Genomic DNA, 12,757 nt, shown 5'->3' with positions numbered 1-12,757 from the left:
TTCGGCCCACTATTGCACTCCGGGTGCAACAAGCCGGGGGACCTCTGGGTGAACAGCTGGCGACGCTCAGGTCGCCGGCCGGCGTCCCGCGCACTGCTCGCACAGCCCCCGCAGGGCGACCCCGGCGGGCTCGACGCTGAAGCCGGTGCGCTCGCGAAGCGTGGCACACAAGGGATCCATCACCTCGATGGGGAGGTCGACGAGACGGTTGCAGCTGCGGCACTGGGCGTGGGCGTGCGCGCTGCCGGCCACCAGGTGGTAGGTCGTCTGGCCGTGGGCCACCGCGACGGACTGCACGACGCCCATCTGGCACAGCAGGGCAAGCGTGCGGTCCACGCTGGAGGAGTGGACGGTCGGGTCCAGCGCCGTCACCCGCTGACAGACCTGGTCGGCGCTCAGGTGCCCGGGGTTGGCGGCGAGCACCTGGAGCACCACCGTGCGGGGTCCGGTCATGCGCGCCCCCTGCTCGCGCAACCGCTCCGCGACACCAGCCAGCAGGTGCTGGACGTGTGTGTCGGGGGCGTGCGAGGTATGGGAGTGACTGTCGCGGGAGTGGCTGTCGGGGGAGTGACTGTCGCGGGAACGACTGTGCGGCACGGTCTCCATCGGCCCTCCTGCTCGTCCGTCCGGGGTGTTTCAGAACCCAACGATCCCAGCTGTACCACGGCCGGGGCGCCTTCTTGCGTGCCAGCAGCAACAGGCCTCGGGAGTTCACCCACAGTTCGGTTCGACGCTCTCGCCCATCGTCACCGGCGCGGGATTGGGTGGAAGCAGCTGTCGAGCACCATGCCTGACGAACCCAGGAGGGAACCCCCATGTCGCACACCCACTCCCACGGCGGGATCACGCACTCACACGACGGTGGCCACTCGCACCACCACCACGCCGAGTTCTCGTCCGACGAGAAGCTGGCCACCGACCTCAGCGTCGACGACGCCGACCTGACCCCGATGCAGATGCGCCGCCGCACCCTGCTGCGCACCGCGGGCGTCCTCGGTGCCGGCGCGGCCACCGCCGCACTCGTCGACACCCACGGTGCCGCCACCGCGGCCGCTGTCGGCAAGTCCCGCACCAGCGGCGCCGGGCACCGCGCCGGCTGGCTGTCCGGTGACCACCACATCCACACCCAGTACTCCTCCGACGGCATGTACCAGGTCAACGACCAGGTCGCCCACGCCGAGGCCTACGGGCTCGACTGGATGGTCATCACCGACCACGGCTCGGCCACCCACGCAAAGATCGGCGTCGACAAGGTCAACCCCGACATCCTCGCGGCCCGCAAGCGCCACCAGGACATGCTGGTCTTCCAGGGCCTGGAGTGGAACATCCCGGCCGCCGAGCACGGCACCGTCATCGTGCACCCGGGCGCCAAGGAAGTCAGCGTCCTCAAGCAGTTCGAGAACAACTACGACGGTGCGGTGATGAAGGCCACCGCCAACACCCCCGAGAACGAGGCGCTGGCCGTCAAGGGCGTGCAGTTCCTGGGCAGCATGGTCGACTCGCGCGAGGTGCGCGACGCCCTCTTCCTGGCCAACCACCCCGCCCGCAACGGCATCGACTCCCCGCACGAGGTGCGCGGCTGGCGTGACGCCAACCCCGAGATCGCGATCGGGTGGGAGGGCGCTCCCGGCCACCAGGCCGCCGGCATCTCCGCGGACGCCATGGGCCCCGGCGACGCGCGTGGCTACTACGGCAACGCTCCCGGCGCGAACTCCTTCGCGGGCTACGTTCCCGAGAGCTACCGCACCTGGGGCGGCTTCGACTTCTACACCGCCACCGTCGGGGGCCTGTGGGACTCCCTGCTCGCCGAGGGCAAGGGCTGGTGGATCAGCGCCAACTCCGACTCGCACTCCGTCTACCTGGACACCGCGGTGCGCGGCGGTGGCGACTTCGCCACCCAGGGCCGCTACAACGACCCGATCTACGGTGGCAAGCCGCAGGTCGAGCGTGGCGACTACTGGCCCGGCTACTACTCCCGCACCAATGTGGGCTCCAACGTCCGCAACTACGCGGGCGTCATGCAGGGCATGCGCGCCGGCAATGTCTGGGTCGACCACGGTCGCCTGATCGAGGACATCGACGTGCGCGTCAGCGTCGCCGGCAGCTCCACCTCGGCCTTCGGTGGTGTGGTGATGGGACGTCGTGGCCAGCGCGCCAAGCTCACGATCCGCGTCGTCCCGGCGCAGGTCGCGAACTGGGCGACCTTCATCCCGAAACTCGCGAAGCTGGACGTCATCAAGGGCGCCATCACCGGCCCGGTCACCGACCGCGACACCCTGCACGCCCCGCAGACCAAGGTCGTCAAGACCTGGGACGTCTCGGGCCACGTGGACGCCATCGAGGTCAGCTACGACCTCGGCGTCATCGAGGAGCAGGGCTTCTACGTCCGGCTCCGCGGCTCGGACGGCAACCGCACCCAGGCCGGCTACTTCGGCGCCGACTTCGACCCGGCGGGCCCCGCCATCGACGTCGTCGGTGACGCCGACCCCTGGACCGACCTGTGGTTCTACACGAACCCGATCTTCGTCCTGCCCCGGTGATCATCGGCGTCGACCAGGGGATCAACCAGCCCCTGGACGCCGAGCCGATCATCGCTCGAGCCCAGACCCGCCTTGCCACAGCGGGTCTGGGCTCAGCCCACGATGGGGGCGGTCTGTGGATCTGCACCCACGTGGTGCCCGGTGGTCCGCCCGGCAACCATGTCGCCCTCAGCGTCCAACTGGACGCGGGGGAGCGCTCGGCCGACGAGGTGCTGCGGGTGGTGCAGGCCGCCTTCGGGTCCGGGGACGAAACGGACGGCGAGCACGACTCCCACGTCCATACCGAGCCCGAGGCGCCGGCAGTGTGGTGCGAAGGGCCGGGGTGCGAAGGGCTGGAGTCGGTGGGCAACCCCGAATGGGCGGACGGGGCGCGGCTGGCCGCGCAGGCCCAGCTTTCCGCTGGGCCCTCTCGTGCGGTCGTCTACCCGGGCAGCGAGCGAATGGTCGGCACTCTCACCATCGGCGCCGTGACCGAGCTCTCGGCGATCGACGAGGTGCGCACGATGGGTCCGGCCCTGGCCGCGGACGCGACGCTGGTCACCCGCGACCACGTCCGTCCGCTGCGCCAAGACGGACGCTGGGTACTGCACGTCCAACCGGCCAGCGGCGGGATCCAGGTGCCCTTCGAGGCACCCGCGAACCGCCCCTGCTGCGCGGAGCACCAGTAGCGGTTCGCGGGCCAGGTTTGCTCTGTGTCACTTGCTCCAGGCGGCGGTGGCGCCGGAGTGCCCGGTCAGCACGGTGAACACGAGAACGGCGACGCCGAGCAGCACCACGAGCCACTTCACGGCCGACGCGAAGCGGGGCTGGCGTGCGTCGTTGGCACCCCAGCCGCTGGTCGCGCCGGAGGTGGCGGCGAAGCTCCAGGCGGCGAAGATCGCCAGCAGGGTCATCGGCACCGTCGCGATCGTCAGCAGGCCAGCCATCTGGTCGTGCTCCTCGATCAGCGCCTTGTTGTCGGGGGTGGCGTGGGCGAGCTGGTCACCGGTGGCGCGGGTGACGAACAGCACCACCAGCGCGAGGGCGTTGACCACCATGCTGGGCAGGCGCAACCACCAGCGCCAGTCGGGGCGCAGCGCGTGCGCCATCGTGATGACGGCGGCCAGGGGGATCAGGGTGACGGCACCGTGGACGACGAGGGGATGGATCGGGAGGCTGAGCAGGTTCACGTGACCAGCATGGAATCCGTGCCGGTGGCTGACAACGAAGGTTCGGCGTGCCTCTCTCAGCGCGTGAACAGCTCGCCACGCGGGCCGACGAGGCAGGCCGTCGTCCTCGTCGGATTTGTCGGCGGCCCCGACTATGGTGGGGACTCGTTCGGAACGATCGAGGAGTGGCTGGGCAACTGATGGCGGACAACTTCGTGCACCTGCACACCCACACCGAGTTCTCGATGCTCGACGGTGCGGCGAAGAACTCCAAGCTGTTCGCGGAGGTCGCCCGCCAGGGCATGCCGGCCATCGCGATGACCGACCACGGCAACATGTTCGGCGCCTACGAGTTCTTCCAGACGTCCAAGAAGTACCCGGACGTGAAGCCGATCATCGGCATCGAGGCCTATGTCGCGCCCAGCTCGCGGCACTCCCGGGTGCAGGAGTTCTGGGCGACGGGCCGGCACGAGATGGGCGGCGACGCATCGGTCGAGGGTGGCAAGGACGTCTCCGGCGGTGGCCGCTACACCCACATGACGATGCTGGCCCGCAATGCCACCGGCCTGCGCAACCTGTTCACGCTCAGCTCGAAGGCGAGCTACGAGGGCTACTACATGAAGCCCCGGATGGACCGCGAGATCATCTCCGAGCTTTCCGAGGGGATCATCGCCACCACCGGCTGCCCGTCCGGTGAGGTGCAGACGCGGCTGCGCCTGGGCCAGTACGAGGAGGCCGTCAAGGCCGCCGCCGCCTACCAGGACATCTTCGGCCGCGAGAACTACTTCTGCGAGCTGATGGACCACGGAATCGCCATCGAACGCGACGTCCGCGACGGGCTGTTGCGCCTGGCCAAGCAGCTCAACATCCCGCTGCTGGCCAGCAACGACTCGCACTACGTCACCGAAGACCAGGCCGACTCCCACGACAACCTGCTGTGCGTGGGCGTGGGACGCAACAAGGACGACCCCAACCGCTTCCGCTTCAACGGCTCCGGCTATTACATCCGCTCCAACGAGGAGATGCGCCAGCTCTTCGGTGAGCTGCCCGAGGCCTGCAACAACACCCTCGAGATCGCCGAGCGCATCGAGAGCTATGCCGACGTCTTCGCCTTCGTCGACCGGATGCCGCAGTTCGACGTCCCCGAGGGTGAGACCCAGGAGACCTGGCTGCGCAAGGAGATCGAGAAGGGCGTCCGCGTCCGCTTCCCGGACGGGGAGCCCGAGGGCCTGCGAGACCGGATCGAGACCGAGATGGCCGTCATCGGGCCGATGGGTTACTCGTCCTACTTCCTGATCGTCGCCGACATCTGCCGCCACGCCCGCGAGTCGGGCGTGCCGGTTGGTCCGGGACGAGGTTCGGCGGCCGGTTCGATGGTCTCCTACCTCACCCAGATCATCGAGGTGAACCCGATGCAGCACGGGCTGCTGTTCGAGAGGTTCCTGAACCCCGAGCGCGTCAGCCCGCCCGACATCGACCTCGACTTCGACGACCGCCAGCGCGACAAGGTCATCGACTACGTCACGAACAAGTACGGCAAGGAGTACACCAGCCAGGTCAACACCTTCGGCACCATCAAGGCGAAGGCCGCCGTCAAGGACGCGAACCGTATCCTGGGCTACCCCTTCGGGCTGGGCGACAAGATCACCAAGGCCATGCCGCCCGCGGTGATGGGCAAGGACGTCCCGCTCAACGACCTGTTCAACCCGCAGCACAAGCGCTACGCCGAGGGTGGCGAGTTCCGCGCCCTGTACGAATCCGACCCGGACGTGAAGAAGGTCGTCGACACCGGACGCGGGCTGGAGGGCCTGATCCGCGGCACCGGCGTGCACGCCTGCGCCTTCATCATCAGCCGCGAACGGCTGACCGACGTCATCCCCATGCACCGCCGGGACAAGGACGGCATGATCATCGCCGGCTTTGCCTATCCCCAGTGCGAGGAGATGGGCCTGATGAAGATGGACTTCCTCGGGCTGCGCAACCTCGGCGTGATCGACCAGACCATCAAGAATGTGCAGGCGAACCGGGGTGAGGAGGTCGACCTGCGGACGGTGCCCTTCGACGACCCGGCCACCTATGAGCTGCTCTCGCGCGGCGACACCCTCGGCGTCTTCCAGCTCGACGGTGGGCCGATGCGTTCGCTGTTGCGGCTGCTGAAGCCGACTACCTTCGACGACATCACCGCCGTCATCGCCCTGTACCGCCCGGGTCCGATGGGCGCCAACGCACACATCAACTACGCGGAGCGCAAGAACGGACGCCAGGCGATCGAGCCGATCCACCCGGAGCTGCGCGAGGCGCTGGACCCGATCCTCGGCGACACCTACCACCTGCTCGTCTACCAGGAGCAGATCATGGCGGCGGCCCGGCAGCTGGCCGGCTACACCCTCGGTGGCGCCGACCTGCTGCGTCGTGCGATGGGCAAGAAGAAGAAGGAAATCCTGGACAAGGAGTGGGAGCACTTCCGCGACGGCATGTCCGGCAACGGCTTCACCACCCCCGCCATCCAGGCGCTGTGGGACGTCTTCGTCCCCTTCGCCGACTACGCCTTCAACAAGTCCCACGCGGCCGGGTACGCCTATGTCTCCTACTGGACCGCCTACCTGAAGGCCAACTACCCGGCCGAGTTCGGCGCCGCGCTGCTCACGTCCGTCGGTGACGACAAGGACAAGATGGCGCTCTACCTGGCCGACATGCGCGCGCAGCACATCCAGGTGCTGCCGCCCGACGTCAACGAGTCGGTCGCCGAGTTCGGTGCCGTCGGCAAGGACATCCGCTTCGGCCTGGGTGCCATCCGCAATGTCGGCGGCAATGTCGTCGAGGGCATCATCGCCGGACGCGAGGAGCACGGGCACGCGTCCGACTTCGGGCAGTTCCTCGACCACGTCCCGATCCAGGTCTGCAACAAGCGGACGATCGAGTCGCTGATCAAGGCCGGTGCCTTCGACTCGATGGGCCACGGACGGCGTCCGCTGATGGAGGTCTTCGAACCGGCCGTCGACCAGGTGATCGACCTCAAGCGCAACCAGGCGAACGGCCAGGACGACCTGTTCGGCTTCGGCGGCGGGGACGAGGCGGACCTCGGCCCGGCGCAGCAGCACGTCGTCGTCCCCGCGATCGACGACTGGGACAAGCGCACCAAGCTGGCCTTCGAGCGCGAGATGTTGGGGCTGTACGTCTCCGACCATCCGTTGCAGGGTCTGGAGCACATCCTGGAGGCGGAGCGGGACCTCTCGATCGGCAACCTGCTCTCGCCCGAGGGTCCGCGCGACCTGCAGGTCAACATCGCCGGCATGATCACCCAGATCCAGCGCAAGCAGACCAAGCAGGGTGCCATCTGGGCGATCCTGAGCGTGGAAGACCTGGAGGCCTCGATCGAGGTGATGGTCTTCCCGAAGGTGTACGAGCAGGTGGCGATGAGCCTGGCCACCGACACGGTGGTGCGGATCAAGGGCCGGGTGCGCGAGAAGGAGGACTCGGTCGAGATGCAGGCGACCGAGCTGGTGCTGCCCGACATCACCGAGGGTCCGAGCGGGCCGGTGACGATCCAGCTGGCCGCCGGACGCTGTACGCCGCCCGTGGTCGCGCAGCTGCGCGAGGTGCTCGGGGCGCATCCGGGTCTCACCGAGGTGCGGTTGAAGCTGCTCAGCCCGGCCAAGGCGACGACCTTCCGGCTGGACGACACCTTGCGCGTCAACCCGTCCGGGCCGTTGATGGCCGACCTGAAGGCCCTGTTGGGGCCGTCCTGTCTGGCTGGCTAGGCTGTGCCGGTCGAAGGAGGGCCCGTGTCGGTGGATCGAGGAAGCGTGCCGAGTGATCTCGGCGCTGCGCCGCTGCCGGCGAGCGGCGGTGCCAGCGCGACGTCTCCAGCTTCCGCGACGCTGCCGGCGCGGACGGACGCCTATGGGACGCCTGCGCGCTGGACGGGGCGCTTCGGGTTGCCAATCGTGCGCGGCATCATCGCCTTCCTGGTCGGTTCACTGGCTGCGGGACTGGTGTCGGGGCTGGTGTGGCACGCGGTCGTCGACCTGCCCACCTACACCATCGCCGACGATGGTGGCGCCTCGACCACCGAACGCGGGATCACCAAATTCTTCGCCACCGATGCCTGGTTCAGCCTGGTGGGTGTCGTAGTCGGACTGCTTGTCGGATGGCTGGCCTGGCGCGGATTCCGTCGCCTCGGCTGGCCCGTGACGCTGCTGGCGATGGGCGCTGCATTGGTCGCGTCGCTGGCCTGCTGGCGGGTGGGTGTGGCCATGGGTCCCGGGGACTTTGACACGCGCATCTTCGAGGCCCAGGCCGGGGACGTGGTCCCGATCCAGTTCAAGCTCCACACCTGGACGAGTTTCCTGGTCTGGCAGCTGGCGGCGGTGCTCCCGGTGATGTTCGGCTCCTCCCTGGGCCGCGACAACAGCGTCTGAGCCGCTCCCCGACGTTCCCCGTGCCTGTCTAGGGTTCCCTCTGGCCGGCTCTACCAACTACAGGGCTCGGCGCCCGATGTCCGCGACCTGTGCCCGCGTGAGGAAGACCAGATCATCGGGGGAGAGCTCCACTTGCAGCCCTCGTCGTCCCCCGGACACGAAGATCGACGGATAGACCATCGCGGACGCGTCCACCACGGTCGGGAGCTTCTTCTTCTGGCCCAGCGGTGAGATCCCGCCGACCACGTATCCCGTGACCTTCTCCGCCTCAGCCGGGTCGGCCATCGCCGCCTTCTTGGCCCCGAGCGCCGAAGCCACCGCCTTGAGGTCCAGCTGGGTGGACACCGGCACCACGGCCACCCCGAGCCTCTCCTTGCTGCCCTGGCAGCTCACGAGCAGGGTCTTGAACACCCGCTCGGGCATCTGGCCGGTGGCCGCGACCGCTTCGTCCCCGAAGTGGGTGTTGCCCGCGTCGTGTTCGTAGGGGTGCAGCGTGTGCGCCACCTTTGCCTTGGTCAGGGCAACGGTCGCGGGCGTTCCGGCTGAGTGCTTGGCCATGCTCCCGATCTTGGCACCCCGTTGGAAACCGTCCGGCCCTCGCCTCCACCATTCGGGCACGCGGTCCGGGGTCCCACCGTCGGCTTTGGCCTGAACCGGTCGAAACCGACCTGATTCGTGGGGCCCGTCGTCGGTATCGACCCGGACGGGCCAAAACCGACCGGCTCGGGGGTCGTGGGATGGGGGTGGCCGGGGGGACCCCTCGACAGGATCGGGGATGGTGATTGTCTGCTCGGGGATCGTCGGGGGAGGGACCGGTGGCCCAGCGACTGGAAATCGCACGGGGTTGTCAGCGCCGCTCACTAGACTCAGCCACGTGCTGCGACAAGTGGATCTGCGCCAGGTCGGCGCCGCCGACGACTTCGACTACCGCAAGGCCGTGCCCCGCGCGTCCTTCGACGTCGACCATGCCCTGGAGACGGTCCGCCCGATCTGTGATGCCGTGGCCACCGAGGGCGAGGCTGCGCTGCGCCGATTCAGCGAGCAGTTCGACAAGGTCACCCCGGAACACCTGCGCGTGCCCGCGGAGGTGCTGGCCCGCTGCGCCGACGAACTGGACGACAACCTGCGCGCGGCCTTCACCGAGTCGATCCGCCGCCGCCGGATGGTCTGCGAAACCGCTGAACTGGAGCAGTCGTTCGGCGTCGTCGAGGTCGCTCCCGGAGCCAACGTCAGCCAGCGGATCATCCCCGTGCACCGCGTCGGCCTCTACGTCCCCGGTGGCCTCGCACCCCTTGCCAGCTCGGTGATCATGAACGTCGTCCCGGCCCAGGTCGCGGGTGTCGAGCAGATCGCCGTCGCCTCCCCGCCGCAGGCCGAGTTCGGCGGCCTGCCGCACCCCAACATCCTCGCCCTGTGCCAGCTGCTCGGCGTCACCGAGGTCTACGCAGTCGGCGGCGCCCAGGCGATCGCCATGTTCGCGCACGGTGTCGAGGGCCTGTGCCCGGCCGTCGACATGGTCACCGGCCCCGGCAACATCTACGTCGTCGCCGCCAAGCGCCTGCTGCGTGGACGGGTCGGCATCGACTCCGAGGCCGGACCCACCGAGATCGCGATCCTCGCCGACGACTCCGCCAACCCCGCCCACGTCGCCGCCGACCTGGTCAGCCAGGCCGAGCACGACCCGATGGCCGCATCGGTCCTGGTCACCGACTCCGAGGAACTCGCTGCTGCGGTCGAACGCGAGCTCGAGGCGCAGGTGCCCGCCACCCGGCACGCCGAACGCGTCCGCACCGCGCTCACCGGCGAACAGTCCGGCACGGTACTGGTCCGTGACCTTGAGCAGGGTCTTGCCGTCGTGGACGCCTACGCCGCCGAGCACCTGGAGATCCAGGTCCGCGACGCCGAGGCCTGGGCGGCCCGCGTCCGCAATGCCGGCGCGATCTTCGTCGGCTCCTGGTCGCCGGTCTCGCTGGGCGACTACTCGGCCGGTTCGACGCACGTCCTGCCCACCGCCGGCTGCGCCTGCCACAGCAGCGGTTTGTCCGTGCGCTCCTTCATGAAGGCCGTGCACGTCATCAACTACTCCCGCGACGCCCTGATGGAGATCGCCACCCTCGTCGAGGACTTCGCCGAGGCGGAGAACCTGCCCGCCCACGGCAACGCGATCACCGTCCGGCGTGCCGATGCGACCACCCCGGCCACCTCCGACACCGACCAGAAGGAGGCCGGACGATGAGCGGCTTCGAGCTGTCCGACCTGCCGCTGCGTCCCGAACTGGTGGGGGAGGAGCCCTATGGCGCCCCCCAGCTCGACGTCCCGGTGTGTCTGAACGTCAACGAGAACCCCTACGCCCCCAGCTCGTCCCTGCGCGACGCGATGGGCAAGGCCGTGGCCGAGGCTGCGGTGAGGATCAATCGCTACCCCGACCGCGAAGCACTCGAACTGCGCACCGCTTTGGCCGACTACCTCGGCTTCGGGCTCGGCCCGCAGAACATCTGGGCAGCCAACGGTTCCAACGAGGTGATGACCCAGCTGTTGCAGGCCTTCGGCGGCCCCGGTCGCACCCTGCTCGGCTTCACGCCCACCTACTCGATGTACCCCGAGTACGCGCGCAACACCCACACGAACTACGTCACCGCGCCCCGCGACGAGCACTACGCCATCTCCGCGGAGGCGATCGTGACCGCCGCCCGCGAGCACAAGGCCGACGTCATCATCATCACCACGCCGAACAACCCCACCGGCACCACGACGCCGGTCAGCGTCATCGACGAGGTGTGCTCGCAGCTCGACTGCATCGTGGTGGTCGACGAGGCCTACCAGGAGTTCACCGAGATCCCGGACGACTCGGCGATCGCGCTGCTGCCGCGCCACCCGCGCCTGGTCGTCACCCGCACCATGAGCAAGGCCTTCAGCTATGCCGGTGGACGGCTTGGATACCTGGCCGCCAACCCGGCCGTCGTCGACGCCTGCCGCATCATCCGCCTGCCGTACCACCTGTCCGGCCCGTCGCAGGCTCTTGCGGTCGTCGCGCTGAAGCACTCGGCCGAGATGTTGCAGCAGGTCAGCCAGCTGCGCCGCGAGTGCCAGCAGTTGCAGCAGTGGTTGCGCGAACACGGTCTGGAGGTCGTCCCCAGCCAGGCCAACTTCTGCCTGTTCGGACGCTTCGCCGACCGCCACGCCGTCTGGCAGGCGCTGCTCGACCACGGCGCCCTGGTCCGCGAGACCGGCCCCGTCGGCTTCCTGCGCGTCTCCGCCGGCACGCCGGACGAGATGGCGGCCTTCCGCGACGCCCTGCTGGACGTCCTTCCCGCGGCGCAGCGGATGAGCACCACCGACACCGAAGGAGCTGACTCATGAACCGCACTGGCATGAACCGCACAGGCATGAACCGCACTGGCATGAACCGCACCGCCACGATCGAGCGCACCACCAGCGAGTCGTCCATCCGGGTCAGCATCGACCTGGACGGCACCGGCACCTCCACCATCGACACGGGCGTGGGTTTCTACGACCACATGCTCACTGCGCTGAGCAAGCACTCCGGCATCGACATGGACGTGAAGTGCACCGGCGACGTGCACATCGACGGCCACCACAGCGTCGAGGACACCGCCATCGCGCTGGGGCAGGCGCTGAAGGAGGCGCTCGGCGACAAGTCCGGCATCACCCGCTACGGCGACGCGCTCGTCCCGCTGGACGAGGCGCTGGCCCAGTGCGTCGTTGACGTCGCCGGACGTCCCTACTGCGTCTGCACCGGGGAGCCGGACGCCCAGGTCTACGCCCTGATCGGTGGCTCCGGGGTGCCCTACGCCGGGTCGATGACCTACCACGTCGTCGAGTCCTTCGCGATCAACGCCGGCCTGTGCGTGCACCTGCGCCTGCTCGCCGGCCGCGACCCGCACCACATCGTCGAGGCGCAGTTCAAGGCACTGGCCCGCGCGCTGCGCACCGCCATCGCGCTGGACCCGAAGGTCGTCGGCGTGCCCTCGACCAAGGGCAGCCTGTGACCTCGGCTCCGGGTGCAACCCCCCGCGTCGGCGTCCTCGACTACGGCTCCGGCAACCTGCACTCGGCCTGCCGTGCCCTCGAGGCCGCCGGTGCGGACGTCGTCCTGTCCGCTCACCACGACGAGTTGACGCGCTGCGACAAGCTGGTGCTGCCCGGCGTCGGTGCCTTCACCGCCTGCATCGACCAGCTGCGTTCTGTCGGTGGCGACGACCTCGTCGCCAGCTGGGTGGCGGACGAGCGCCCCTTGCTCGCCATCTGCGTCGGGCACCAGGTGCTGTTCGACCGCGGCGTGGAGCACGGCGTTGACACGCCCGGCCTGGGCATCCTCCCCGGCGTCGTCGAACAGTTGGACGCGCGTCCGCTCCCGCACATGGGATGGAACACCGTCGAGGCTCCCGCCACCTCACGCGCCTTCAACGGCGTGGCCGGCGAGCGCTTCTACTTCGTCCACTCCTACGGCGTCCGCACCGCCGTCAACGGACTGGAAAATACCCTTGTCACCTGGTCGGAGCACGGCGGCGACCGCTTCGTAGCGGCCGTCGAGAAGGGCTCGGTGACCTCCACCCAGTTCCACCCCGAGAAGTCCGGACCGGCCGGCGGCACACTGCTGGCCAACTGGGTCATCGGATAGGGTGCT

12 protein-coding genes are annotated in these 12,757 nt (G+C 68.9%); 9 read left to right on the top strand and 3 right to left on the bottom strand.

All coding sequences use genetic code 11. The features are described 5' to 3' along the window. Nucleotides 1-66: 66 nt before the first annotated feature. Complete coding sequence (locus ABD089_RS09825) at nt 67-606, bottom strand: Fur family transcriptional regulator (protein ID WP_343886181.1); 540 nt, start codon at nt 604-606, stop codon at nt 67-69. Between the two features lie 209 nt (nt 607-815). Between ABD089_RS09825 and ABD089_RS09820 the strand changes: the two genes are divergently transcribed. Then, complete coding sequence (locus tag ABD089_RS09820; protein ID WP_343886180.1) at nt 816-2,540, top strand: PHP domain-containing protein; 1,725 nt, start codon at nt 816-818, stop codon at nt 2,538-2,540. Beyond that, nucleotides 2,537-3,208, top strand: a complete 672-nt coding sequence (locus ABD089_RS09815; protein ID WP_343886179.1) for a hypothetical protein — start codon at nt 2,537-2,539, stop codon at nt 3,206-3,208. Before ABD089_RS09820 ends, ABD089_RS09815 begins: the two co-directional genes overlap by 4 nt. A 27-nt stretch (nt 3,209-3,235) precedes the next feature. On the opposite strand, the gene ABD089_RS09810 is transcribed toward ABD089_RS09815, so the two are convergent. Next, entirely contained in the window at nt 3,236-3,709 is a 474-nt protein-coding gene (locus ABD089_RS09810; RefSeq protein ID WP_343886178.1) for a DUF2231 domain-containing protein, read from the bottom strand. Here ABD089_RS09810 and ABD089_RS09805 point away from each other — a divergent pair, their 5' ends adjacent. The 3 genes from ABD089_RS09805 to ABD089_RS09795 are packed head-to-tail and all read left to right on the top strand — an operon-like array spanning nt 3,710 to nt 8,109. Further along, nucleotides 3,710-3,889 carry a hypothetical protein gene (locus ABD089_RS09805; RefSeq protein WP_343886177.1) on the top strand — a complete coding sequence of 60 codons (180 nt, stop codon included), beginning with the start codon at nt 3,710-3,712 and terminating at the stop codon, nt 3,887-3,889. Continuing rightward, on the top strand, nt 3,886-7,449 hold the full coding sequence (gene dnaE, locus ABD089_RS09800; RefSeq protein WP_343886295.1) for a DNA polymerase III subunit alpha: 3,564 nt from the start codon (nt 3,886-3,888) through the stop codon (nt 7,447-7,449). The genes ABD089_RS09805 and dnaE overlap by 4 nt, the downstream gene beginning before the upstream one ends. A gap of 30 nt (nt 7,450-7,479) precedes the next feature. After that, entirely contained in the window at nt 7,480-8,109 is a 630-nt protein-coding gene (locus ABD089_RS09795; protein ID WP_343886176.1) for a hypothetical protein, read from the top strand. 57 nt (nt 8,110-8,166) lie between these two features. Here ABD089_RS09795 and ybaK read toward each other — a convergent pair whose 3' ends face one another. After that, nucleotides 8,167-8,667 (bottom strand): Cys-tRNA(Pro) deacylase, encoded by a 501-nt coding sequence (ybaK, locus tag ABD089_RS09790; protein ID WP_343886174.1) that lies wholly within the window; start codon nt 8,665-8,667, stop codon nt 8,167-8,169. 316 nt (nt 8,668-8,983) lie between these two features. On the opposite strand from ybaK, the gene hisD reads away from it, so the two are divergent. Genes hisD through hisH form a run of 4 tightly spaced genes read left to right on the top strand, consistent with a single transcriptional unit; the run spans nt 8,984 to nt 12,751 of the window. Then, nucleotides 8,984-10,345, top strand: coding sequence for a histidinol dehydrogenase (gene hisD, locus ABD089_RS09785; protein WP_386769634.1), 1,362 nt, complete (start codon nt 8,984-8,986; stop codon nt 10,343-10,345). Next, nucleotides 10,342-11,469 carry a histidinol-phosphate transaminase gene (locus ABD089_RS09780; protein WP_343886173.1) on the top strand — a complete coding sequence of 376 codons (1,128 nt, stop codon included), beginning with the start codon at nt 10,342-10,344 and terminating at the stop codon, nt 11,467-11,469. The genes hisD and ABD089_RS09780 overlap by 4 nt, the downstream gene beginning before the upstream one ends. Nucleotides 11,470-11,510: 41 nt before the next feature. Next, nucleotides 11,511-12,119, top strand: a complete 609-nt coding sequence (hisB, locus tag ABD089_RS09775; RefSeq protein WP_343886292.1) for an imidazoleglycerol-phosphate dehydratase HisB — start codon at nt 11,511-11,513, stop codon at nt 12,117-12,119. Further along, on the top strand, nt 12,116-12,751 hold the full coding sequence (hisH, locus tag ABD089_RS09770; protein WP_343886172.1) for an imidazole glycerol phosphate synthase subunit HisH: 636 nt from the start codon (nt 12,116-12,118) through the stop codon (nt 12,749-12,751). The genes hisB and hisH overlap by 4 nt, the downstream gene beginning before the upstream one ends. Nucleotides 12,752-12,757 lie beyond the last annotated feature (6 nt).

The organism is Luteococcus sanguinis (genome assembly GCF_039527675.1).
GTDB classification, from domain to species: Bacteria; Actinomycetota; Actinomycetes; order Propionibacteriales; family Propionibacteriaceae; genus Luteococcus; species Luteococcus sanguinis.
Note: the sequence above shows the minus strand (reverse complement) of the source record. Positions and strands in the feature narration are given on the sequence as shown.

Bases quoted from the DNA above. Each gene is read 5' to 3' on its own strand.
- ABD089_RS09825 (WP_343886181.1), bottom strand. From the start codon at position 606: ATGGAGACCGTGCCGCACAGTCGTTCCCGCGACAGTCACTCCCCCGAC.
- ABD089_RS09820 (WP_343886180.1), top strand. From the start codon at position 816: ATGTCGCACACCCACTCCCACGGCGGGATCACGCACTCACACGACGGT.
- ybaK (WP_343886174.1), bottom strand. From the start codon at position 8,667: ATGGCCAAGCACTCAGCCGGAACGCCCGCGACCGTTGCCCTGACCAAG.
- ABD089_RS09780 (WP_343886173.1), top strand. From the start codon at position 10,342: ATGAGCGGCTTCGAGCTGTCCGACCTGCCGCTGCGTCCCGAACTGGTG.
- hisB (WP_343886292.1), top strand. From the start codon at position 11,511: ATGAACCGCACCGCCACGATCGAGCGCACCACCAGCGAGTCGTCCATC.